At 57.1% G+C, this 21,860-nt stretch carries 21 protein-coding genes and 2 pseudogenes; 4 read left to right on the top strand and 19 right to left on the bottom strand.

Translation table 11 applies throughout. From position 1 onward, the window contains the following. Positions 1–75: 75 nt before the first annotated feature. Positions 76–684, top strand: a complete 609-nt coding sequence (locus M5B96_RS08590) for a TetR/AcrR family transcriptional regulator (protein WP_248796255.1) — start codon at positions 76–78, stop codon at positions 682–684. 566 nt (positions 685–1,250) lie between these two features. On the opposite strand, the gene M5B96_RS08585 is transcribed toward M5B96_RS08590, so the two are convergent. From M5B96_RS08585 to M5B96_RS08575, 3 genes and pseudogenes are all read right to left on the bottom strand, one after another. Further along, on the bottom strand, positions 1,251–2,000 hold the full coding sequence (locus M5B96_RS08585; RefSeq protein ID WP_248796254.1) for a nitroreductase: 750 nt from the start codon (positions 1,998–2,000) through the stop codon (positions 1,251–1,253). Between the two features lie 149 nt (positions 2,001–2,149). Next, complete coding sequence (locus M5B96_RS08580; protein WP_248796253.1) at positions 2,150–2,506, bottom strand: MFS transporter; 357 nt, start codon at positions 2,504–2,506, stop codon at positions 2,150–2,152. Between the two features lie 230 nt (positions 2,507–2,736). After that, a pseudogene (locus tag M5B96_RS08575) lies at positions 2,737–2,829 on the bottom strand (AraC family transcriptional regulator); the annotation flags it as partial. 35 nt (positions 2,830–2,864) lie between these two features. Between M5B96_RS08575 and M5B96_RS08570 the strand changes: the two are divergent. Beyond that, a pseudogene (locus M5B96_RS08570) lies at positions 2,865–3,059 on the top strand (Arm DNA-binding domain-containing protein); the annotation flags it as partial. A gap of 195 nt (positions 3,060–3,254) precedes the next feature. Here M5B96_RS08570 and M5B96_RS08565 read toward each other — a convergent pair. The 6 genes from M5B96_RS08565 to M5B96_RS08540 form a co-directional block, all read right to left on the bottom strand. Continuing rightward, entirely contained in the window at positions 3,255–4,043 is a 789-nt protein-coding gene (locus M5B96_RS08565; protein ID WP_248796252.1) for an enoyl-CoA hydratase/isomerase family protein, read from the bottom strand. 30 nt (positions 4,044–4,073) lie between these two features. Further along, positions 4,074–4,970 carry an alpha/beta hydrolase gene (locus M5B96_RS08560; protein ID WP_248796251.1) on the bottom strand — a complete coding sequence of 299 codons (897 nt, stop codon included), beginning with the start codon at positions 4,968–4,970 and terminating at the stop codon, positions 4,074–4,076. Between the two features lie 101 nt (positions 4,971–5,071). Next, entirely contained in the window at positions 5,072–5,692 is a 621-nt protein-coding gene (locus M5B96_RS08555; RefSeq protein WP_248796250.1) for a flavin reductase family protein, read from the bottom strand. Between the two features lie 232 nt (positions 5,693–5,924). Continuing rightward, a complete protein-coding gene (locus tag M5B96_RS08550; RefSeq protein ID WP_248796249.1) occupies positions 5,925–6,338 on the bottom strand; it encodes a tautomerase family protein in 414 nt (137 codons plus the stop codon). A gap of 87 nt (positions 6,339–6,425) precedes the next feature. Then, positions 6,426–6,893 carry a nuclear transport factor 2 family protein gene (locus M5B96_RS08545; RefSeq protein ID WP_248796248.1) on the bottom strand — a complete coding sequence of 156 codons (468 nt, stop codon included), beginning with the start codon at positions 6,891–6,893 and terminating at the stop codon, positions 6,426–6,428. Positions 6,894–6,947: 54 nt separating this feature from the next. Then, positions 6,948–7,343, bottom strand: a complete 396-nt coding sequence (locus M5B96_RS08540) for a nuclear transport factor 2 family protein (RefSeq protein ID WP_192343066.1) — start codon at positions 7,341–7,343, stop codon at positions 6,948–6,950. Between the two features lie 327 nt (positions 7,344–7,670). On the opposite strand from M5B96_RS08540, the gene M5B96_RS08535 reads away from it, so the two are divergent. Continuing rightward, entirely contained in the window at positions 7,671–8,156 is a 486-nt protein-coding gene (locus tag M5B96_RS08535; RefSeq protein WP_248796247.1) for a winged helix-turn-helix transcriptional regulator, read from the top strand. A gap of 281 nt (positions 8,157–8,437) precedes the next feature. Here the strand turns inward: M5B96_RS08535 and M5B96_RS08530 are convergent, their stop codons facing one another. The 4 genes from M5B96_RS08530 to M5B96_RS08515 all read right to left on the bottom strand — a co-directional run bounded on the left by M5B96_RS08530 (position 8,438) and on the right by M5B96_RS08515 (position 12,553). Then, on the bottom strand, positions 8,438–9,352 hold the full coding sequence (locus tag M5B96_RS08530; protein WP_248796246.1) for a LysR family transcriptional regulator: 915 nt from the start codon (positions 9,350–9,352) through the stop codon (positions 8,438–8,440). Between the two features lie 21 nt (positions 9,353–9,373). Next, entirely contained in the window at positions 9,374–10,126 is a 753-nt protein-coding gene (locus tag M5B96_RS08525; RefSeq protein ID WP_318654575.1) for an Asp/Glu racemase, read from the bottom strand. Positions 10,127–10,150: 24 nt separating this feature from the next. Then, complete coding sequence (locus M5B96_RS08520; RefSeq protein ID WP_248796245.1) at positions 10,151–11,470, bottom strand: MFS transporter; 1,320 nt, start codon at positions 11,468–11,470, stop codon at positions 10,151–10,153. Positions 11,471–11,761: 291 nt separating this feature from the next. Further along, entirely contained in the window at positions 11,762–12,553 is a 792-nt protein-coding gene (locus M5B96_RS08515) for an SDR family NAD(P)-dependent oxidoreductase (RefSeq protein ID WP_248796244.1), read from the bottom strand. Positions 12,554–12,821: 268 nt separating this feature from the next. On the opposite strand from M5B96_RS08515, the gene M5B96_RS08510 reads away from it, so the two are divergent. Continuing rightward, positions 12,822–13,631, top strand: a complete 810-nt coding sequence (locus M5B96_RS08510) for a sugar phosphate isomerase/epimerase family protein (protein WP_248796243.1) — start codon at positions 12,822–12,824, stop codon at positions 13,629–13,631. A gap of 174 nt (positions 13,632–13,805) precedes the next feature. Here M5B96_RS08510 and M5B96_RS08505 read toward each other — a convergent pair whose 3' ends face one another. The 6 genes from M5B96_RS08505 to M5B96_RS08480 form a co-directional block, all read right to left on the bottom strand. Continuing rightward, entirely contained in the window at positions 13,806–14,612 is an 807-nt protein-coding gene (locus M5B96_RS08505; RefSeq protein WP_248796242.1) for an IclR family transcriptional regulator, read from the bottom strand. A gap of 45 nt (positions 14,613–14,657) precedes the next feature. Then, complete coding sequence (locus M5B96_RS08500) at positions 14,658–15,665, bottom strand: Gfo/Idh/MocA family protein (RefSeq protein ID WP_248796241.1); 1,008 nt, start codon at positions 15,663–15,665, stop codon at positions 14,658–14,660. 301 nt (positions 15,666–15,966) lie between these two features. Continuing rightward, the gene (locus M5B96_RS08495) at positions 15,967–16,791 is read right to left on the bottom strand and encodes a shikimate dehydrogenase family protein (protein ID WP_248796240.1); all 825 of its coding nucleotides are present in this window, start codon (positions 16,789–16,791) and stop codon (positions 15,967–15,969) included. A 153-nt stretch (positions 16,792–16,944) separates the two neighbouring features. Then, a complete protein-coding gene (locus tag M5B96_RS08490) occupies positions 16,945–18,387 on the bottom strand; it encodes an MFS transporter (RefSeq protein ID WP_248796239.1) in 1,443 nt (480 codons plus the stop codon). A gap of 265 nt (positions 18,388–18,652) precedes the next feature. After that, positions 18,653–20,233 (bottom strand): aldehyde dehydrogenase (NADP(+)), encoded by a 1,581-nt coding sequence (locus M5B96_RS08485; protein ID WP_248796238.1) that lies wholly within the window; start codon positions 20,231–20,233, stop codon positions 18,653–18,655. Between the two features lie 60 nt (positions 20,234–20,293). Continuing rightward, positions 20,294–21,841: a UxaA family hydrolase gene (locus M5B96_RS08480; protein ID WP_248796237.1), complete on the bottom strand. Its 1,548-nt coding sequence runs from the start codon at positions 21,839–21,841 to the stop codon at positions 20,294–20,296. Between the last annotated feature and the right edge of the window lie 19 nt (positions 21,842–21,860).

The following is a 21,860-nucleotide window of genomic DNA, read 5'->3' as shown; positions in this document are numbered from 1 at the left end:
TTGTCAATTAAGTACCGACTGGTATAATAAGATGTGGGGTATCCCGTGTCAAGTTAAAATACCAGGTGGTACGAAATGAGCTTAGATCCAACAAAACCTTCAAGGGGGCGACCTAAGACCCTAGACCGTGATCACGTTCTGGAGGTCGCAATGGATGCCTATTGGAAAGAGGGTATACGCAACTTATCCCTCAATGAAATTTGCAGGAGATGTGATATATCGAAGCCAGGTCTTTATCGTGAATTCTGGAATGAAGATGGCTTGATGAAAGCTGTTATTCTTAAATATCAGGAACAGGTGCTGGATTCTGTGCTGCAGATGTTAAACACAGAAATGCCGTTTCGAGAGACGCTTGACAATCTAGTGTCATTTGCCACCTCAGTGAGTGATGATCAAGAAATCCCAAAGGGATGTCTTTTGATAAAGATGCGCGAATCACGCATGCACTTGGGTGAAGCAACACGAGCACAAATCGATTTCATTCAGGAGCAAGCATTAACTGCTTACAGGAAATGGGTGGAGCGTTCAAAGGCCAAATGTGAGTTTTCTGCAGACATGTCATCAGAGTTTGCATCTACCTATATCGATGCACAGTTAAGTAATGCTTCGTCACAGATATCCCGTGGTGAGGATCCGCAGGTTGTAAAAAAAATACTATTAGTCGCTTTTTCTATGTTGGGATGAGTGGGCTTACTGGCCAACGGTATTGTCAGACGCTGAACATCGAACGATGTCTCTTCCCGCCAGCGCCGACAGGGCCCAGTAATCAACGTCCTATGCCTGACTGGACTTGGGTGCACACCGAGTTGCGCCGTCCTGGCTTAACCCTACGGCCCACAGGCGCGCAAGCATGGATGCTGAAGTCCTAGTGAGGATGAATCCTCACCGACCAGGAAAATGGCCGCAAGCCCGGCATGTCAAGGGCGCGTGACTGGAGAGCCAATCCCCTTTCATAAATAGTCAATGCGGCCTTTCAAACTGCTGATTGTGATGTAGTGAGATCCTTCATCAGCTGTCAGTCGGCTTTAGACCGAACCATGCTTTGCTGCCGCTTCACCGCGATCACGATCAACACCGCGGCTGCTGGAATCCAGAATGTTAGATAAAGTAGCACTCCAGGTAAGAAGCCTGCCTCGGCGATACCCAGGCCTGCGGCTTCGGAAAAAAGGGCCCCCCTTTCTATCCTACGAGGCCTGAGGAGGGGCAAGCGTCGATGACGTGATCAAGTCCACTTGCGTACGCTGCACTGATCATGGGCAGGTCTCCTTACTATTATGATGAAAAATGGCGAAAGCGCTGACCGGTTCCCGATCGGTAACCAGAGTGTTTTCAATGGCCTTGGCGTCGGCATAGCCAAGGCTCATGCCACACACCAGCATCTGGTCGGCGGGAATGCTCAACATCTCTGAAATGACGTTGTGGTATTTGAGAAATGCGGCCTGCGGGCAGGTGTGCAAACCCCTCCCGCGTGCCGCCAACATGACGTTTTGCAAAAACATGCCGTAGTCCAGAAGGCTGCCTTGCTCCAACACTTTGTCCACGGTAAATAGCAAGCCGACCGGTGCGTCGAAGAACCGGTAATTGCGCCCGTGCTGTTGGTGCATGCGTTGTTTTTCACCTTTAGCGATCCCAAGCAGCCCGTAGAGGTCCCAACCCACCTTGCGCCGGCGATCGATGTAAGGCGTGACCCATTTGTTCGGGTAGTAAGTGTAGGGCTCCTGCATGTCGCTGCTGAGCTGTGGGTCGTTGTCGATGGCGCTGATGGCCATCGACAGACGCTCTTTCGCTTCACCGGTTACAACGTGCACTTGCCAGGGTTGCATGTTTACACCCGAGGCACTGAAGCGTGCGACATCCAGAATCGCTTCGATTTCCTCATAGGGCACGGCTGTCGGCAAAAAGGCCCTGACGCTGCGCCGTGACATGATTGCCCAGTCGACAGTGCGCTGGGTTTCTTGCACAGGCAGTGGCGGTGGTGACAAGCGATTCAAGATACGCATCCTTTTAGCGGGCTCCGTTCAAGGTGAGCAGTCAGTGGGGCCGGGCCGGTAATTTGCCGACCTGATGAGAGTTTGCCCGATCAGGCCCGCCAACGCGATCAGCATGAAGTTTTGTTCGAGAGGCAAAGCCAATGAAACGAGCCTGTCGATCAACACCGGCGCGATGATTGCTCCGATCCGACCAACGCCTGATGCGAACCCCACACCGGTGGAGCGGATGGGCGTGGGGTAGAAATAAAGAGAATGCCGCCCACGGAGTAGCCTGCGAATACCAGAGTGACCAACCGCGTACGCAGCTTGGCCGGTGAGAATTCACCCATCTGCGCGGTGACTATCGGCAGTACGCCGCCGATGCCTGCGATAAAGCGCGAAATGCTGAAGGTGATGGGATCACTGGTAAGTCCGGCGGCGGCGGTAAACAGGCCGAACAGCGCAACACAGATCGCGATCATTTTCGGACGGCCGATACGGTCAGCCAGTGTGCCGAGGAAAATGGCTCCGAGCACGGTGAAAACGGTTGAATGTGGATTCGCCCGCGAGCGTATAGACGTTCACTGATTGCATGACGTGTCTCCTTCAGCCTTATTGTTGTTGGTGAAGTGTACTTTGCGACATTCTAGGAGGGCGATGAGGTGCCGCCCATGTCGGGTGGCACCAATTTGTGTGAGCTGTTTGGGCATGTGTGCAACGCAATGCGCCGAACTGAACGGGGTGGGGCGGGGGCGTAGTAGGAGGCTTATTCCTCCAGGTGGCCGCGTCGATAGGCGCCGGGGCTGACGCCAGTCCATTTCTTGAAGGCTCGATGAAATGCACTGGTTTCCTGGAAACCGGTGGTCTGGCCCTGACTCTGATCAGGAGCTTGCTATGGCACTCTCGGATATCGCCGTTCGGCAAGCCAGAATTACCGGCAACGATTACTCCCTCGGCGACACGGATGGGCTTGAGCTCAATGTGGCGGCCTTCAGGTATTACTGGGCAGGCAAGCAGAAGCGCATGTCCCTGGGTGGTTGCCCGCAGATTAGTCTCAAGGAAGCGTGTGGATGCCGTGATGAGGGGCGTTTCAATCGCGATCCGCCTGTACGCGGATTGACGTCATGAGCCAGTGCCTTCAGCGCCCGTAGTGTACCTTGGTAACGATAGTGACGCTGATCGTTTCATGCCGCCTCCAGCGCTCCGATCCTCTTATGCGCCTAGACCACCCGCGCCAGCAATGCGTGCGTGTTCCGCACCTCGACTCGGTTTGCTCAGCGGAAATCAACGCCCCTTGAATTCGAGCTCCAGGCGCGGCGTACCGGCCTTCAAGGCCCTGATGGCCGAAGCAAGCCCGTTCTTAACGTCTTCTGTCTCGAATAAGGGCATGGCAATGTTGAACATCACATCGTCGGCCGCCTGGACACCGCCGTTGCCCCAGGCACGCAACAAGGCCTTGTGGGCGGCGTGGGCGCGTGTGGGGCCATGTATGAACTTCGCGGCGAAGGCATGCGCCGCTGCAAGCAGTTCGGCATCGGCGACGACGCGGCTGATTACGCCGAAGCGCTCCATCGTCGCGGCGGGGACACGCTCGGAAGTCAGCGCCCATTCCATGGCTCGTACGCGTCCTGCACGTTCGGCGACGCGGTAGATGCCGCCCAACAGCGTCACTAAGGCAAGCGACTGTTCCGGATGGCAGAATGTTGCGCTTTCGGCGGCAAAGATTACATCGGCGCGCAACGCCAGTTCGAAACCACCGCCTGCGCACAAGCCTTGCACCACGGCGATGACAGGCAAGGGCAGACGTTCGAAGCGATTGAATACGTCCATGTAACCCTCGAAGCGAGCACTCAACTGGCGGGGGGTGTCATCGGGCCAGGACATGATGTCGCCGCCAAAGCTGAAGCTCTCGCCTTCGGCGCGCACCAGCACGACGCGTGCGTCACTGCGTTCGATCGCGCTGACTGCCGTAGCCAGTTCGTCAACCATCTGGTCGTCAATGCGGTTTTGCGGCGAGCGATCAAGAATGATCGTTGCTATGCCGTTCTCGATAGTATGGGTGAGATGAGACATGTCGGGCTCCTGCGTCGTCGCAAGTTGAGGTTAGGAGAGGTGCTCCTTGAACCAGTCCAGCGCGGCGGTACTTGATTGATCGAATCTGCTGATGTACGGATCGAAGTGGCCGCCGGGGATCGTCACGAGGCGCTTCGGCTCAAGGGCGCGCTCGTAGGCGGCCAGTTCGAGATCGGTCAGCGTAATCGTGTCTTGCAGCGCGACGATCATCAGCAGCGGCGTGGGAGACACGCGCGTAATCCACGTGCCCGGTTCGTACATGCGCGCGGCGCGTGTCGAGCGTACCGTGACGCTGTTCTCCCAGGCGCCGTCGGGTACGGGCTGCAGATAGAACTCGATGGCTTCCTTGGTGCGGTACGAAGCAGGGACGGCCGGATCGGCGCTGACGATTGCCTGTCTACGCGGCGGCTCGCCGCGTGCTTGCGCACGCTCGTCCGCCGTGAAGGCATCCTCGATGGAGGCGACAGCATCGGGCGGAATGCGGCGCAGTCCTTGCTCGAAGCCGCTGATCGTCGGCACCTGCGCGACGACCGCACGCAAGCGGCGTTCGGTTGCGCCAAGCACGAGTGCGTGACCGCCGGAATAGCTCGTGCCCCATAAGCCGATGCGCTTCGCGTCGACGGCGTCCTGGTCTTCGAGGAAGCTGATCGCGCGTCGCCAATCGGCGATCTGACACCATGGATCGATATCCTGGCGCGGCGTGCCTTCGCTGGTGCCGAAGTTGCGGTGATCGTGCAGGAGGACGACAAAGCCGTTGGAGGCAAATTTCTCAGCGAATGGCTCCAGGCCGTGCTCCTTCACGCCGGCATAACCATGCGCCATCGTGATGGCAGGATAGGGGGTGGTGTCGCCGGTGGGAATATAGAGCCAGCCGCGCAGCGTGACGCTGCCCTCGGCTTCGAACGCGATATCGGTACGTCGAAACATGGAAGTTCTCCTTGTAGAAAGAGGTCGGGCGGCGCGGTAAACCCTATGCGCGGCGGCAGTTCATGCCTTTCACTGTTTTGCCTCGGTCACTCGATGCCAGGTCAATTGCCTGGGCGCTCAAGCTTGAAGAGCTGTTCCGCGCCGATTTCGAAGTAGTCGGCCGGCCCACCTCCGCGCAGGATTGGGTGTGCCTGCGCAGTCTGATACACACCGTCTTTGATCAGTTGCTGGTCAATGTGGATCGCTACTACTTCACCCAACACCAGCCACGCCGGGAGCGCAGCACCGCCTTGCGCCTCAAGCTGCACGATCTGGGTGACCACGCATTCAAACTGCACCGGGCTTGCCGCAACGCGCGGTGGCCGTACTTTTACTGAGGGCAGCGTCTCCAACTTGGCCAACTCGAATTCATCGACGTCCGTTGGCACCATCGCCGCAGAGGTGTTCATCGCCTCGGCGAGATCTCGCGTCACCAGATTCCATACGAACTCGCCGGTCGCCCGCGCATTGGCGAGTGAGTCCTTCGCGCCAAGCGAGCAAAAGCCGATAATCGGCGGCTTGTAGCTGAACAGGTTAAAAAAGCTGTAGGGAGCGAGGTTGTGTACGCCTTCATTGGAAACAGTACTGATCCAGCCAATCGGGCGCGGAGCGACGATGGCGTTGAGCGGATCGTGCCGCAGGGAATGTCCCTGTGCCGGTTCGTAGAAATGCCAATCGGTCATAGCTTTACCTCTTTTGGGACGAGCGCAAGGACTGCCGCCTACAGTGCCTCCGGCTCGGTGCGCGTGCGCAACAGCACGGTCGAAGTGATGGCTGCATTCATCCCGATACCCGTCCACAGCATGGTGTCGGATCGGAGCCGCATGAGCCCCGCGCCTGAGAAACGAACGAGACATTCGTTTCGCGTCAATTCTGCTGCACCGTCTCTAAAGAACGGGGCAGCTTTCGTATTTCTTACTTGTTTACCCAAGGCATGGAGAGGTCAATGTCAGAGACCAGCTTGCCACCGCCGAAGCTCATGTTCTCCAAGGGAACGGCATACATGATCAGGCTGATATCGTCCTGGCTGACGCCCACCTTTTCTACCGCGTAACGGGTGACCAGCTCCGCGAGCTTGCGTTTCTGCTCCACTGTCCTGCTCGTGCCTATCGTCACCGTTACGACCATGCGCTTGTCAGATCTTTTCATGTCAGGAAAAGTCGGATGGATGAAAAGCTCATCGTCCTTGTGCTCACTGATGATGACGAAACGGTCATCCTTGGGTGTATCCATGGCTTCATGAAGAGCGAGATTCAAGGCATCCGCCAGCGCGCGTTTCTCTTCGCTAGAGAATTTTTGGGCCGGAATGTGGACGTGGAATACTGGCATGAGCGTTTCCTCGGTTGTGTTGTTCAGGTTAAACGAGGCGATGAAGTGCGTTTCGATATGTGCGCTGCCTCAGCGGCCTCGGCAACCCTAGCTTTCATATCCCGGAGGAACCGAGAAAATCTCCGACTCGGGTGGCGGCAGGTCAGCAGCGCCGTTTGGGTAGAGTGCCTGTGCCGCGGCCACCGTGTTAAGAGACTCGCGAAGCAACTTGATTTTGCCGCCCTCGGCAACGAGGTATCCCGTGAACAAGTGATGGATGAGACGTCCGGTCGACGCCGCGCGCGTTTCCGCCAGATACTCGGCGTACACCTGATCCTTCGTGTCGATCAGCACCGTAGTATTCTCGGGTTTGAAGCTGAAGCCGGGATAAAGGTTGCCGCCGACAAAATCATAGAGCTTCGCGATGGCTTCGCGCCCCTGATGGCGGGTCGGAATACCGAGCGAATGGAGGAATGGGAGTTCCAGCACGCCGTCCTCGGCGAACAGCTCAGCACATTTTTTGCCGTCGGGGACAACGGCAAGAAGGTCTAACAGCAATGTTTTTGCATCAGTCATGGTCATTGTTCTCAGGAAAAATTGGCCGCCGCCGCCAGAGGCGGCGCAGTAGGATCAGTTCGGAAAGCTGTCGCCAAACATCGGGAGCCCACTTTTCGAACCGTCGCGCGTGGCCTCGTCTTGGATAACATCCCAGTGTTCGGCGAGCTGGCCGTTTTCGATGCGGACTATGTCGACCACGATCCAGTTTGTCGGGGCGCCGAATCCTGAGAAGCGGCCATGAAGTACGACATAGTCGCCCGAGGCCACGGCCAACCCATTTTCGTAGCGAAACTCGGCGGGCGCTGCCTTGACGAGATCAAACAGGCCTTCGCGACCGGGCGCGATATAGGCACTGTGCTGGATATAGTCGGGCGACCAGAAGCGTTCGGCCGCGGCATAGTCGCGCTTGTTGAACAGCGTATCAAACGCTTCCAGCACGAAATTCCTGTTTCTCTCTTCGGTGCTCATTGGTTTGTCCTCTCTTCGTTATCTGTTGGGTTGAGGGGAGGGTAGGCGGATTAAATTTCGCCATCTCCCACGGCTGTGTGGTGGGGTATGTTGGTCCGTACAACTGTAATGATCTTCGGCGAAACGCCAGCTCATCGTGCCATGTCGCTGTAACCGCCATTTCGGCCATACGCAGCACCGAATTGCCGCTGTTACCCGGGATGAAAGCCCGGATGTTCGATTGTTTTGCTGACCCGCCAGACCTGTCATAGCACTTGCATAGTGCAAGTGGTTGAATAATATTCGCGCCACTTGCATAATGCAAGTAGAAAATTAAGGGGAATAGCAGTGCAGCAAACAAGACGATCGGGCTGCCCGATCAACCTGACGCTTGAGCAGACCGGCGACCGCTGGAGCCTGATCGTTATCCGTGATGTTATGTTTGAGAACAGACGCACTTATGGCGCCCTGCTGGAGAAAAATCAGGAAGGCATCGCCACGAACATCCTTGCAAGTCGGCTGAAGCGCTTGACCGCGTCTGGCCTGCTGACACGATGTCCGGATCCGAATCATCAACAGAAAGGAATTTACAGCCTCACGGAAGCGGCAATACAGCTTGTACCTCTGCTCGCACATATGGCTGCCTGGGGTGTTCGGCATACGCATCCGAGCAAGGAGGCTTCTTTGCGCGCGGAGGTGCTGGAAAAGGGCGGCCCTTCACTTTGGAGTGCCTTTATGGAAGAGCTACGTTACCTGCATCTCGGCGCACCGCGTCCGGCGCGCTCAGTATTGGACGAGCTCCGGGCCGACGATGAGCAGGCAATCACCACTTAGTACCAATCTTTGGCGTCATGACACACGTCACGTGGTACAGAGCTTTCCCTGCTCGAATGGCCTCGGCCTTGTGCGAGATGGGGTGCCATCGAGCGCACGCTGTTGATTTTGATGGCTTCAAAGTGCTGAACTCCGCCGTCAAGTGAATGCAGGGGCGGCCCCTTTTTTCTGCGCTAGGCGGTGCGGCTTCGGCCTTTTGGCCTATGCGTGCTGCGCACTTGCCCAAGACAGGTGCATGAGTGATGGCGTGAGGCGGTCTTGCTGTTCCCTTCACCGTATCACTACATTTTGAGCAAGTGCTCCAGGAACAATCCCGCCGCGACCGACAACGCCGCTCGCGCCCTCACGCACACGCTGAGTTCGCGGGAGGCCCACGGCTCATCCAGACTGATCGCCTTCGCCCCGTCCATTTTGTAAATCGCCGCGCTCCCCTCGGGCATGATGCCAATGCCCAGGCCGGCCTGAACCATCAGGCATAGCGCGTCGTAGCTGGAGACTTCCATACGGATTTTCAGCGAGCGTCCCAAGTCGTTGGCCGCTTTGATCAATTGAAAGTTGAGATGAGTGCCGCTGTGCAAGGCGATGTATTCGCTATCCAGGGTTTCGCTGAATTTGACGCAGTGGCGTGTCGCCAGCGGATGCCCAAGGGGAACAAGTAACACCAGGCGATCGGTACGAAACGGGAAAACCTCGATATCGGCACCGTGCGGAAGACGGGTGAAGATGCCAATGTCGGTGCGATTTTCGGACACTGCTTTGGTGATGGCCAGGCTTTGCTTTTCTTCGAGGCTGATGTTGATCAGTGGGTACAGGTCCATGAACGACCTGATCACGCTCGGGAGGAATTGGGTGATAGCGGAAATATTGGCCAGGACATGCACCGAGCCACGGCGGCCATGGGAGTAGTCACGCATCTGCACGACGATTTCATTGAGGTTGTTCAATGCACTGCGAGCCATGAACAGTAGCGACAGACCGGCATCGGTGGGGGTGATGCCTTTGTTGGTGCGGTTGAGCAGTTTCGAGTCGAGCAGTTCTTCCAGCTCGCTGAGCCGTTTGCTGACCGCCGCTGCGGCGATGTGTTCGCGTTTGGCGGCGGCAGCAATGGTGCCTTCTTCAACGACACTGACAAAGAGTCGCAACGAGACCGGATCGAGCTTCATGGGAAGTACTGGTTTGGCCTGAATGACCAGCATAGTACCTCCTTCGGCATTGACTCAGAATGCCCCGGACAACAGATAGCCGGCGTTGGGTACTTGTGCCTTGAGGCCAAGGGTTTTCAACATTTGGTAAACGGTGGCGACCGATGCCGACAGCACGGGTTTGTCGAGGCGATCCTGGACAAGCTGGATCGCGGGTAGCGACGGCATTTGCACACAGCAGGACAACACCACGCCATCGGCCTGGCCGATGTTCAGTTTGTCTGCATGAGCCACCAGATTCATCGGGTCCAGACGCCCGACTTCGAGATTGTCGGAAACCTCCAGGCTAATGGAGTCGGTCACTTCGATTCCGGCCGCTTCGATGTAGTCGATGACCTGCTGGGTCAGCGGCTTCATGTACGGAGTAATGATCGAGACCTTCTTGTAGTCGAGCATGTTCAGGCTATCGATCAGTGCACCGGCAGAACTGAGCACTGGTGCGAGCGATTGATTGGACGCGACAGTTTTGCTTAAACGCTCTTGCGAGACTTTATGATAGCCAGGCCCTTGGCACATGATCGCCACCAGGCAGGCATAGGCCATGACATCCACTCGCGCATCGCTCAGTTCAAGCGCGCAACGGTCGCTGTCGATGTCCATCTTTTTCAGCTCTTCGGGGCTAACATGCATCATGCGCATGCGTGAAGAGTGAAAGGTAAAGTGCTCTTCGGGAAACAGTTCGTAGCGCGAAGTCAGCATGGCTGGGATTTCGGTTTCCATCGTCGTGTTGGAGCTGGGGACGATTTGGCCGATGCGAAAGTTTTTCATGGGTTTTTCCTTTGAACGGTCGGATCAGTTGCCGCTGGTGAGTTGAACGCCTTTGGTTTCCTGCAGCGTGAACACCATGACAGCGGCGATGACGTAGGAAATAGAGGCAAGGGAAATGGTGGCGGTGAAGCCAATGAGCGGAATCAGCACCGGAACCAGCTTGATGCCGGCGATGGCGCCGACCCGGCCGAAGTTGAAACAGAAACCCGACGCGGTTGAACGGATGCTGGTCGGGAACAACTCCGAGTACCAGGCGCCGAACCCGCTGAAATAGCCGGTGAAGAAGCCCAACAGTGCCGCCAGCGAACCGAGGGTGATGACGTTCTGGGTGGTGAACAGCAGCTTGCCTTCGGTCAATGGCATCAAGGTCACCGAGTAGGCAAAGACCGGCACCATGATCGCCATGCCGCAAAAAAACACTGCGAACGACAAGCGACGACCGATGCATTCCGCCAGGTAGCCGTAGGCTAAATAACCGATGGTGGCGCCGATACCAATCCAGATGACAAACACCGGAGCCTGATCGATGCGCACGTTCAGGATGCTCTGCAGGTAAGCCGGCATGAAGGTGGTGATGATCCAGTAGCCGTACATGCCCAGTACCGAAATGCCCAGACCCAGCAGGGTCACTTTCAGATACTGCGGACGGAAGATTTCCATCAGCCCTCCCTTGTCGGTGTTACGGCGCATGAACTCGCGGTTGGCTAGCCATACTGGCGATTCCTTGACGAACAGCCAGATGAACACCAGGGTGAAATAGGCCGGAATCGAGGCGTAGATGAACAAGGTGCGCCAGGATTCAGGGTTGCCGCCATCGAGGAACGTCCAGGCGAAAATCGCCGCCAGCAGACCACCACCCGACCAACCGGTCTGCATCACTGCAAAGGCCTTGGCACGCCCGGCCGTCGGCCAGATTTCCGACACCAGCGCGGCAGCCGCGGACCACAGTCCACCCACCGCGATGCCGACGCAAAAACGGAATAGATTGAGTTGCCACAGGCTGTCGGCAAAACCACAAAGCAAGGTACCGGTACCGTAGACAAACACCGACAGCATCATGGTTTTCTTGCGACCGATCTTGTCGGAAATGTTGCCGAGGAAGAAGCCACCGATCCCGGTGGCCAGCAAAAACCAGGCAACCGTGGAGACGACGTCACCCAGGCCGACGGCGAAGGTCTTGGAGACCGCCAAAAGTACAAAACCGAAGACAGTGGCATCCAGAGCGTCAAACAGCCAGGCGGCCCAGGAGCCCCCCAGCGTCAGATAACGCTGCGGGGCTGTCAGTTGGCCGACTCCGTCAACGACAAGAGCTTGCGCCGAGGAACTGGCGGCTAGGGTTTTCATGGTTCAACCTCGCGGGTTTGCGTTTTTATTCTTGGAGCCCGTGTGCTGAAAGGCGATCGGCACACGAGTGGTCATGTGTGACCGATGTTAGGAGAGGCAAAAGCAGTTCGTATATCAGCCATTCACGAGCCTGCCATCGCGGGTGACGATGGCAGTGGGGGAGGAGAAGATCGCAGTGAGCAGGGGGAGGACTGGTTGATTACTGTGGTCGGCGCATTTGGAATAGATCGCGGTCGTTTCGTTGACACACCTTCCGATCTGATTGCTGAGCTCACTCTAAAGCAGTTGTGCTTATGATTTGGAGCTCGGTCGCCCCGGGATATGACTCAGTATCGATTTGGAGAAGCCCCCATCGACACATATATCCTGTCCCGTGACATATGCCGATAAGGGGCTAACGAGAAATTCGATCACGTTCGCGATATCCACGGGCTCGCCGATTCTCGCCAGCGGAATGATTGCTTCCCGTGCTTTCTTGATCTGGGGGTCGGCATACATTTTTTCCGACATCGGCGTATGGGTCATGCCCGGGGACACCACGTTGACACGGATCCCGTCAGGAGCCCACTCCAGCGCGAGCGTCTGGGCCAGCATTGTCAATGCTGCCTTGGTGGGGCTGTATGCGCCTGAGCCGGCATGTGGAATCTGGCCGGACATCGACGAGGTAAAGCACGCCGAGCCTCGGCTCTCGCGCAAATGCGGGTAGCTGGCTTTGGCCAGCAGCCATGCGCCGCGAAGATTGACGGAGAACATGTCGTCCCAGTCCTCAATGGACAAATCGCAGATTGCGCCAGGGCTGGCGATGCCGGCATTCGCCACCAACACGTCGAGCCCTCCGAACTCTGCCACTGCAGCTGCCACAAGTTGGCTTGGTACCTTGGGGTCGCCGAGATCCCCTGACAATGCGATGGCGATGCCGCCCATGGCCTCGATGGATCGAACGACTTTTTCCTGCGTAGTCGTGAGTTGGTGCCCGCATACCGCAATTTTCGGCTGCGAGCCTCGGGCAAGGGCCGCCTCCGCGATCCTCAGGCATGCAGACGCACCGATACCGCTACTACCGCCACTGACCAAAGCTCTCATTGGGCACTCCTTCTTATAGTTGGACATTGAGGTAAAAGAGGTTTGTAAAATACGAAAATAGATTTCACTTTGCAATCAAATTGACAATGGAATTTGATTCCGATATCGTTTTTTTCGCAGTCGGATACCCTTGCCAGTGCAGTGGCTAGCTATCCAGATCCATCCATCGTCGCGTCTTCCCTCTAGCGATAGTGGTCCAGGAACAAAATCCATAATACGAATGGCCCGTTTCACTCCAGCGAATACTCAACTGAAAGGATGTTTCGATATGATCATCAGCACGTTTTCCTATCTGTGGTCATCCACGGCAATTGATGCGATTGCACAGTTGGCCGAGCACGGGCATCGCGTGTTCGAGGTGCCCGTCAGCTCGCCACATTGCTGGCCGGTAGAGATCTCGACCGCAGAGCGTTCCGCTGCAAGGGCGCGTCTTCATGAATACGGTGCGAAGATCAGATCCCTCAACGCCGGCGGCTATGACCTCAATCTGGCCAGTCCCGCCGCGAATATGCGTCAGAAGAGCATCGAGCACATCAAGTCGGTAATTGACTTGGCTGCCGCTTGGGATACTCAGGAAGTGGTGATATCCCCCGGCACCAGGCGCCCCATGATTTCCCCGCCGCTCGAGAAAACCTATGATTGGATGTACGAGAGCCTGGCGGTCCTGATTCCAATGGCCAAACAGGCGGGCGTGCGCTTACTGCTGGAAAACACCCCGTACTGCTTTACCCCCACCATGCCGGAATTGGCGGAGGTCGTAGGCACTCTCAACGATGATGTGGTCAGGGTCGTCTACGACATCGCCAATGCTGCTTACATCGGTGAAGATCCGGTGGCGAGTCTGCTGGCTTATCACGCCTGCATCGACTTTGTGCATGTGTCCGATACGGGTACGGACGTGTGGGGGCATGATCCAGTCGGCACCGGTGTAGTGGATTTTATCGGGTTGGGCGAGGCCGTTCACGCGACCTGCGGTATTGAAAACTGCGTGCTGGAAATCATCCGCGAAGAAAATGCTTTGTATGAACTGAACAAGGGCGTGCAGGATCTGCGTGCCAAGGGCTGGAAAATTCCGTAATCGGCTACCGGTCGCTTGTCGCTACCGCCTGCGACCGGATAGTTCAAGCAGCCTTGAGGCCCGCAACGGGTCCAGGTGACAGCGTTTACACCAGCAACACGCGCGCGCGATCATAGAGGCTTCGCAGGCTTCGGCCTGCTGGAGCCAGTCATGATCGCGACGATGTGCGCGGTACTACCGCAGAAGTAGCGAATCATCACCACTGACCGAAGTCCAGAGCGACCAGCATTCGCCTACCCTGATTGCCGAGCGCTTCAAATGTTCGATATGAGCACTCAGGGTTTCCTCCCGCATGCGTGCGATGGGACCGGCGACGCTCAGGGTGGCTATCGGGCCGGAGTTGTCTGGCTGCGAGGTATTGAATACAGCAACCGCCACGACACACACACCCACTTCACCTTCTTCTCGAACTATCGCGTGCCCCTCTTTGCGGATCTGAGCGATGTCATCAAAGATGTCGCGAATCGAAACGCGTGCATTGGGCCCTGCGTAGTCTCGGCTGTTCTCGATGTCCCAGGCGGCGAGGATTCGCATGGCGCGTTCATCGCGCATAGTGGAAAGCCATACTTTGCCCGCCGCGGTTGTGTGGGGAATGATTTTTTCATCCAGGGCTCGGCGGTACTGAAGCCCTCTGGTGTTTTGCGTGGCTTGCAACACCCAGGTCAGATGATCTGCTGCAACTGCCGCCAACCGGACGTGCTCGCCGGTTTCGCTGGCCAGCTCGTTGAGCAAGGGTTGCATGATCCTGGCGAAGCCCGTTTCAGAGATGAAGTTTACGCCCATGCTGGGGATTTTTAGCGTCAGGCGGTAATGGTCCTGTTCGTCCTGGTAAACGTAGCCTCTTTCTCGCAGCGCGCTCAATATGCGGTGGGCCGTGGCCATGGCAACTTGGGTCTGCTCGCCGATTTCAGACAGGGCGAGACCGTCCGGGTGGGACAGCAGCAGTTCCAAGGTGTTGAAGTAGCGGCCAATGTGTGACAATTTTTAAGTCCTCTTTTTTGCCGGCAATGGCCAGTCAACGTCGTGTCAGGGGTGCTGGAGCGTGATGGGAATGCCACCGAGGCGGTCTGACTCATAGGCCGCCTCGATGATGCGCATGACGTGGTGCATGGTTGCAAGCCCGGCACCGGTATAGGCTGTCTCGCGGTCAGGGGTCAGGACATCGGTTACGAAGTTGTCGTAATACACGTCTGAGTTCAGGCTCATGGTCAGGTCACTTGCCTCGCCAGCCGCGTCGATCAGCCGCAAGCCGTCCGGAGTCGAGCGCACGTAGAACTGATCGGTTGACAATGAAAACGAGTACTCCCGTTGCTCTGGCGTGTTAGCCGGGTAATTGTAGCCAGTTTCGATGGTGCAGATGCAGCCGCTCTCGGTCACCAGGGTCATCATTGAGGCGATCTCTACGGCGGTCAGCTGCGGGTCGCGATGCATTACGGCGGACACGCTGCATATGCGCTCTCCGGACATTTCCTGCGCCAGATCGACGAAATGAGGGGCAAGGTTGATCGTGCATCCGCCACCCGAGCGTTTCGGGTCAAGCATCCAGGAGCAACTGTTCGTCAAGTAGCGTCCGGGCGGGCCGGCGTTGAATCGAAACGACTGGGTTCTCCATTTGGCGCCACTCTGCAATGCCGCATGCTTGACGCGGTTCAGTAATTCACTGTGCCTCCAAACCAACGGCACTGCCACGAATACGCCGGCTGCTTCGGCACGTCGGTGCAGGTCCAGCACTTCATGCTGGGTAAGCCCGCAGGGCTTCTCCATCGCGAACGGAATGTTGCGCTCGATCAATGCCTTGCCCATGGCATACAACTCGTCATGCGGGCCAAAGGCGAAGGCGAAATCAGCTCCTTCGTTATCGAGCAGGGTTTTCCAGTGATCGTAGCGTCGCGCTCCGAAGCGCTGGGCGAGGGTGGGACCACGCGACCCGGTGGCGTCGGATACCGCGGTGACGGCCACATCAGGCAGACGCTCAAGGGCATCAAGGTAGAGCGGGGTGTGCCAGTGGCTAACTTCCAAAAGAACGACTTTCAAGCATTCATTCCTTATCAATAAGTATGTTGACCCGCTTGCCGATACCCGCGGGGTTGCGGGTCGAGCTCGACCATGACAGCGCGCCAGGCATCTTTTCGAGGTTGCAGGGCAGGCTATCACGAGGCGATTATGAACGGAAGTCGGTTTCGTTTTGCTTGGTGGGCGTGTACCGGCTGAACACAGAGCTATTTTCAACAGGCGCACGTAAACGTGCACATACCGAGGCTGTGCACGCCGCTAACAGTTTCAATCAAGGTTATGAGGGGCGGGGGGGAGGAGCCGGGGTATGTTGTCTGAAGCCTCACAATCCGGTTGAGTAGCGACGCTCGATATCTTCGAAACCTAGAAAACTCAATGCCAGCAGGGCTTGGCCTACGTGCATGGGCTGGCCATCGAGGGTTTGGCAGCCGCGCGATTGCGCCTCAAGCAGCAGGGCAGTCGGCTCGGACCTGGTGATGATATCGACCACCACCGTCGCTGGGGCCAGCCGCGTTGCGTCTATAGGCATTGGATCATCAGGGTTCATGCCGAGTGGGGTGGCATTGATAACGATGTCATGACCTGCTGGGTCAGTTGGGCCTGCATACACAGCGCACGGACCCTCTTTGGCGACGCGGTGCGCAAGGTCCGAGGCGCGGTGCGGATCCAGATCGGAAATGACCAATGATCGTGCGCCAGCCGCGGCAACGGCAAACGCGATTGCCCGTCCCGAGCCGCCAGCGCCTATAAGCAGAACAGATTTCCCCACCAGGGAAACTCCCTGACGCTGCATGCCAAGTACGCAGCCAAGTCCGTCGAACACGGCGCCCACCCAGCGCCCGTCATTGTCACAACGAACGACGTTGATTGCGCCGATCTGGCGCGCAGTAGGGTGGAGCACATCCACGATGTCCAGCATGTTCTGCTTGTGCGGCATGGTGACCAGAAGTCCAGCGAGGTTGCGCACGGCTCGCACGCCTCTGACAAACTCAGCCAGGTCCCCTGTGCCGATCTCCAACGGAATGCAGATGGCGTCAGCCTGTGCTTCGGCAAATAGCTTATTCAACAGCATTGGAGACTTGGCGCTCTTGAGTGGATCACCTATCAATCCATATATTCGTGTGGTGCCTGTGATGCGTGGATGCATGTCAACCTACTTGTAGTTGGCTATTGCACGTCAGTTGCCGGTATGCGGATATCGGAATCCACCCCTGACAGGGCGTGCGTATTCACTGCCGTGCTGTTCGAAGCGCCGCGCAGAAAAACTGAGCAGCACGGCGGTGATGAAAGGGTGCGGTCGTCAGGAGCGCATCACTGGCGCCGATTTTTTAAACGCTTGATTGGAGGCATTGGCGTTTGACTTGGGATTGGATTTTTCCCGCACCTGTTCGTATTCCTCCTCTGACATCGGGACAGCATTGGGGTCACCGAGGTCTTTCAGACGAATCCGGAAGGTTTCCCGGGTAGTAATAGCGGCGATAGCGGAGATTACACAGATGCCAAAAGTCAGTGCCCCAATTTTTAGAGGGATATTATCGCTACCGGGAGGCGCAACAGATACGAAAAGGGCCGGCAGAAACGCTGTGCATGCCACGCCTATGTTCTGTCCAATAGCCATGCCGGTCACACGTACCCGTGTACGGAACAGTTCCGGGAACAAACTCGGGAACACGCCATTAAAACCTTGGTAAGCCACACCCCACATGAGCAGCGATAGCATCAGCGAAAGCCACATATTGTGAATGCTGATCGCATAGAGGTAGCCAAATGACAATATGCCGCCGCACAGAACGCCAACAATCACCGGAGGCTTGCGGCCAATTTTATCGGAGAGTTTACCAACGTAGGGGATAAGTATGACTGCGCATATATTGCCTAGCACCGGTATCCACATGAATAAGCCGGAAGGAAATCCAATGCCGTAGGAGGGCTGCACTGCATAGGTCGCACCGAATACAGAGGCGACGATTGCAAGTACCGCAGAGAGCGCCATGCAGATGACTCGTAGCAGATCTCCCCAACTCTGCGTGAGAACTTCGATCACAGGTAGCTTGCGGGGCTCGGTGTGTGTCTGCGCCTCAGTGAAGACCGGCGCCTCATGAACCTGACGCCGGATGATCCACCCTATGACGAGCACCACTGCGCTGAGCAGGAATGGAATCCGCCAGCCCCAAGAAGCAAACTGATCGGCTGGCATGAACTGGGCAAGGGGCAGGAAAATCGCGGCGGCTAGAAGTTGCCCGGCTTGGACGCCTTGAAGGGTAAAACTTGCGAAGTAACCGCGACGCCCATCAGGCGCATGTTCCAGGGTCATGGAGCTTGCGCAAGACACTTCACCCGCGACCGCAAAACCTTGAATCAGACGCAACAGTATCAATAGGGCTGGGGCCCAGATACCGATCTGTGCATAGGTAGGAAGCAGACCGATGCTCATCGTCGACGCGCCCATCATGAACATGCAGTAGACGAGCACCGTCTTGCGTCCATGTCGGTCGCCCATGTGCCCTAAGACCACAGCGCCTAGCGGCCGGGCGATATAACCAACGCCGAAGCTAGCCAGCGAAATGATAATCCCAACCGTTGGGTTGTCTGAAGGAAAGAACAGCTGCGGGAAAAGTAGCGCTGCCGCGGTGGCGTAGATAAAAAAGTCGTAGTACTCCAGCGCTGAGCCTATCCAGCCGCTCGCTGCGGCCTTTCTTGACTGACGCTTGGAATGTGGATCGCCCAGGATGCTTTGGCTCATGACATGTCTCCGGTATCGTGATTTATTATTGTAACGATGTTCCATTAGTAATTTTGTTACTTTTATGTGCCGATTGTCAATGGATCAGTTGACTGGTTGAAATCAATGGTGAGAGCGGCTATGACTTCAATGACGGAACTCGCAGCGCCGGTTTCGCTACGCTGCGATGGGGGCGGCTCCGCGCAGTGACCTGACGGGAGTGCGGCGCTTATCCCGTCAAGTACCTTGAAGCTGCCTATAGGCCGTCGTGTTGCGGCCCCCGGGCTTATAAGGTGTCTCGAGAGAGATGGCCGTCGACGAGCCTGAAAATGTTCAGAGGATTGGTGTTCTTGAGTGCATCGGGAAGCAACGCGTCGGGGTAGTTCTGAAAGCACACCGGTCTCAGAAAGCGGTCGATGGCCAAGGTGCCGACCGAAGTGCCGCGGCTATCGGACGTGGCAGGATAAGGGCCGCCGTGCACCATTGAATCGCAGACCTCGACACCTGTTGGGTAGCCATTGATGAGGATGCGGCCAACCTTCATCTCCAACAAAGCCGTCAACTCTACGAACTGCGTAAGGTCTTCTGGCTCGCCAATCAAGGTTGCGGTCAATTGTCCGTGAAAGGCATTGATGGCTGCGTTGAGTTGCGCCTGGTCAGTGACCTCGATGAAGATAGATGTGGGGCCGAAGATTTCTTCTTGAAGAACCTTGTCGTCGTTAAGCAACAACTCTACGTCGGCCTTGAACAACTGTGGCTGGGCTTGGTGACCCTGTTGGTTGCTGCCAGCCAGGTGCACGATGTTGGGGTGCGCGTGCAGGCTCTCCAAGCCAGCAGCATAGCTACGCAGGGTGCCTGCGTTGAGCATTGTTTGTGCAGGTTGGTCGTTTATCAACGCTGCCACTCTATTCTGGAAGGCACTGAATGCAGCCGAACGAATGCCAACTACCAGCCCGGGATTGGTGCAAAACTGCCCACAACCTTGAACCACCGAGGCGGCAAGGTCGTGAGCGATACTGTCAGCTCGACGCGAGAGTGCCTGAGGCAGGATCACAACTGGGTTGATGCTCGACATCTCGGCGAAGACTGGAATGGGCTCGGGGCGAGCGGCGGCCATATCGCACAATGCTCGCCCGCCTTTGAGCGAGCCGGTAAAACCAACTCCCTTGATGAGCGGGTGTTTTACCAAGGCTTCGCCTACGCCACTGCCATAAATCATGTTGAAGACACCGGCGGGCATGCCGCTGCGCTCGGCCGCCCGGATAATCGCGGTGGCGACTTGTTCTGCAGTAGCCATGTGGCCGCTATGGGCTTTGAATACCACCGGACACCCAGCCGCGAGTGCCGAGGCGGTATCGCCGCCGGCCGTGGAGAAGGCCAACGGAAAATTACTTGCACCAAACACCGCAACCGGACCGATTGCGGTGCGGTACTGGCGAAGGTCAGGGCGCGGCAACGGTTTGCGAAGGGGTAGCGCTTGGTCGATGCGAGCCCCATAGAAATCGCCACGCCGCAGTACGTTTGCAAACAGGCGCATTTGACCGCTGGTACGTGCGCGTTCGCCCTGGATGCGGGCTACAGGCAATGCTGTTTCACGGCAAACCAGCGCAATAAACTCATCGTCCAAAGCCTCTAGCTCTTCAGCAATGGCATCGAGAAATTCAGCCCGTTTGCTCGCGCTCAGGCTGCGGTAGCTGGAAAACGCGTTGTAGGCGGCATGGGCTGCGTCCTCGACTTCTTGCGGGGTCGCCTGGTGGAAGGCATAGGGCAAGGTCTCCCCCGTGCTGGCATCCACACTCTTGACGATGATACTGCCGGCGGCGCGGCGCTGACCGCCGATAAAATTCTGGCCTGTGATGAGGGACATCGTTGTCTCCAGGTTGACTGTGCAAAAGATAGGTGGGCGAGGCATTCCCAGGACTGAAAATCAGGTGACGGCGCCGATCTGCCAAGGCACGAACTCATTTTGTCCGTATCCGTGTTGTTCGCTCATGCTGCGTTCGCCCGAGGCAATGCGTAGCATGGTTTCAAAGATCGCTGCACCGCACGCCTCAATGGTCAAAGTGTCTTCGGCTATTTCGCCGCAGTTGATGTCCATGTCTTCTCGTTGACGAGCCCATAAGGCGCTATTGGTCGCCAGCTTGATTGATGGGGCAGGGGCGCAGCCATAGGCCGATCCGCGACCGGTGGTAAATGCAATCAGGTTGGCGCCCCCGGCGACCTGACCGGTAGCGGAGACGGGGTCATAGCCAGGGGTGTCCATGAAAACCAGCCCATTGGCCGTGACGGCCTGAGCGTATTCGTAGACATCCATCAGGTTGCTCGAGCCCGCCTTTGCCACAGCGCCCAGCGACTTTTCCAGAATGGTGGTCAAGCCACCTGCCTTGTTGCCGGCAGAGGGGTTATTGTTCAACTCAGCCCCCATACGCTCGCAGTAGCGTTCCCACCATTGAATTCGGGCGATGAGTTTTTCGCCGACTTCACGGTTGACAGCCCGCCGCGTTAGCAAGTGTTCGGCGCCGTATATTTCTGGTGTTTCGGAAAGAATCGCGGTACCGCCGCAGGCGACCAGGCGATCCACCGCATTGCCCAGCGCAGGGTTGGCAGTAATACCGGAGTAGCCATCCGAGCCACCGCACTGAAGCCCAACGGTCAGATGTCGGGCGCTAACCGATTCACGCTGAATCTGATTGGCCTCGCCGAGCAATTCCTTCACCTGGCCAATGCCACTGGCGATGGCCTTGGACGTACCGCCACAGTCCTGGATGTTGAACGTGCGCAGAGTATTACTGCGGGTCAGTCCTTGCGTCGTGAGTAATGAGTCGATTTGGTTCGTCTCGCAGCCCAACCCGATCACCAGCACGGCCGCAAAGTTGGCATGGGTCGCATACCCCGCCAATGTCCTGCGCAACATGCTCAAACCTTCGCCCGCAGGATCAACGGCGCAGCCGGCGGAATGCGTGAGAGCGACAACACCGTCGACGTTTGGAAACGCTTGCAGTGCGGCGGGATTGATGTCCCGACGAAAATGGTCCGCGATGGCCCGGGCTACTGTGGCAGAGCAATTCACTGAGGTAAGAATGCCGATGTAGTTGCGCGTCGCGACTCGTCCATCCGGGCGGACGATACCCATGAACGACGGGGCTTCATTCGGCTTGACGTTGGGCTTCGCATCGACGCTGAAAGCATAATCTCGAGTGAATTGCCCCATCGCCAAGTTGTGCACATGGATGTGCTCGCCTGCTTCTATTGCGACAACAGCAAAACCAATGATTTGCCCGTAGCGCCTCACCGGTTGACCGGCTTCGATACGGCGGGAGGCAACTTTATGGCCCGGGACGATCGCTTGCCGGATGGTCACGCCTTCTGGCTCAAGGATTTCCCCTGCGAGTAGCGGCCGGCGTGCAATCAGCACATCGTCCAGCGGGTTCAAGCGCAGCACAGCTGCTGCGCCGGTTTTCATGATCAGTTCCATCGCATCCTCACGGGCTGCT

Source organism: Pseudomonas sp. MWU13-2105 (genome assembly GCF_023242315.1).
Taxonomy (GTDB): Bacteria; Pseudomonadota; Gammaproteobacteria; order Pseudomonadales; family Pseudomonadaceae; genus Aquipseudomonas.
Note: the sequence above shows the minus strand (reverse complement) of the source record. Positions and strands in the feature narration are given on the sequence as shown.

Excerpts from the sequence above, each read along its gene's own strand:
- M5B96_RS08590 (WP_248796255.1), top strand. The coding sequence starts at position 76 with ATGAGCTTAGATCCAACAAAACCTTCAAGGGGGCGACCTAAGACCCTA.
- M5B96_RS08585 (WP_248796254.1), bottom strand. The coding sequence starts at position 2,000 with ATGCGTATCTTGAATCGCTTGTCACCACCGCCACTGCCTGTGCAAGAA.
- M5B96_RS08565 (WP_248796252.1), bottom strand. The coding sequence starts at position 4,043 with ATGTCTCATCTCACCCATACTATCGAGAACGGCATAGCAACGATCATT.
- M5B96_RS08560 (WP_248796251.1), bottom strand. The coding sequence starts at position 4,970 with ATGTTTCGACGTACCGATATCGCGTTCGAAGCCGAGGGCAGCGTCACG.
- M5B96_RS08555 (WP_248796250.1), bottom strand. The coding sequence starts at position 5,692 with ATGACCGATTGGCATTTCTACGAACCGGCACAGGGACATTCCCTGCGG.
- M5B96_RS08550 (WP_248796249.1), bottom strand. The coding sequence starts at position 6,338 with ATGCCAGTATTCCACGTCCACATTCCGGCCCAAAAATTCTCTAGCGAA.
- M5B96_RS08545 (WP_248796248.1), bottom strand. The coding sequence starts at position 6,893 with ATGACTGATGCAAAAACATTGCTGTTAGACCTTCTTGCCGTTGTCCCC.
- M5B96_RS08540 (WP_192343066.1), bottom strand. The coding sequence starts at position 7,343 with ATGAGCACCGAAGAGAGAAACAGGAATTTCGTGCTGGAAGCGTTTGAT.
- M5B96_RS08530 (WP_248796246.1), bottom strand. The coding sequence starts at position 9,352 with ATGCTGGTCATTCAGGCCAAACCAGTACTTCCCATGAAGCTCGATCCG.
- M5B96_RS08525 (WP_318654575.1), bottom strand. The coding sequence starts at position 10,126 with ATGAAAAACTTTCGCATCGGCCAAATCGTCCCCAGCTCCAACACGACG.
- M5B96_RS08520 (WP_248796245.1), bottom strand. The coding sequence starts at position 11,470 with ATGAAAACCCTAGCCGCCAGTTCCTCGGCGCAAGCTCTTGTCGTTGAC.
- M5B96_RS08515 (WP_248796244.1), bottom strand. The coding sequence starts at position 12,553 with ATGAGAGCTTTGGTCAGTGGCGGTAGTAGCGGTATCGGTGCGTCTGCA.
- M5B96_RS08510 (WP_248796243.1), top strand. The coding sequence starts at position 12,822 with ATGATCATCAGCACGTTTTCCTATCTGTGGTCATCCACGGCAATTGAT.
- M5B96_RS08495 (WP_248796240.1), bottom strand. The coding sequence starts at position 16,791 with ATGCATCCACGCATCACAGGCACCACACGAATATATGGATTGATAGGT.
- M5B96_RS08490 (WP_248796239.1), bottom strand. The coding sequence starts at position 18,387 with ATGAGCCAAAGCATCCTGGGCGATCCACATTCCAAGCGTCAGTCAAGA.
- M5B96_RS08485 (WP_248796238.1), bottom strand. The coding sequence starts at position 20,233 with ATGTCCCTCATCACAGGCCAGAATTTTATCGGCGGTCAGCGCCGCGCC.
- M5B96_RS08480 (WP_248796237.1), bottom strand. The coding sequence starts at position 21,841 with ATGGAACTGATCATGAAAACCGGCGCAGCAGCTGTGCTGCGCTTGAAC.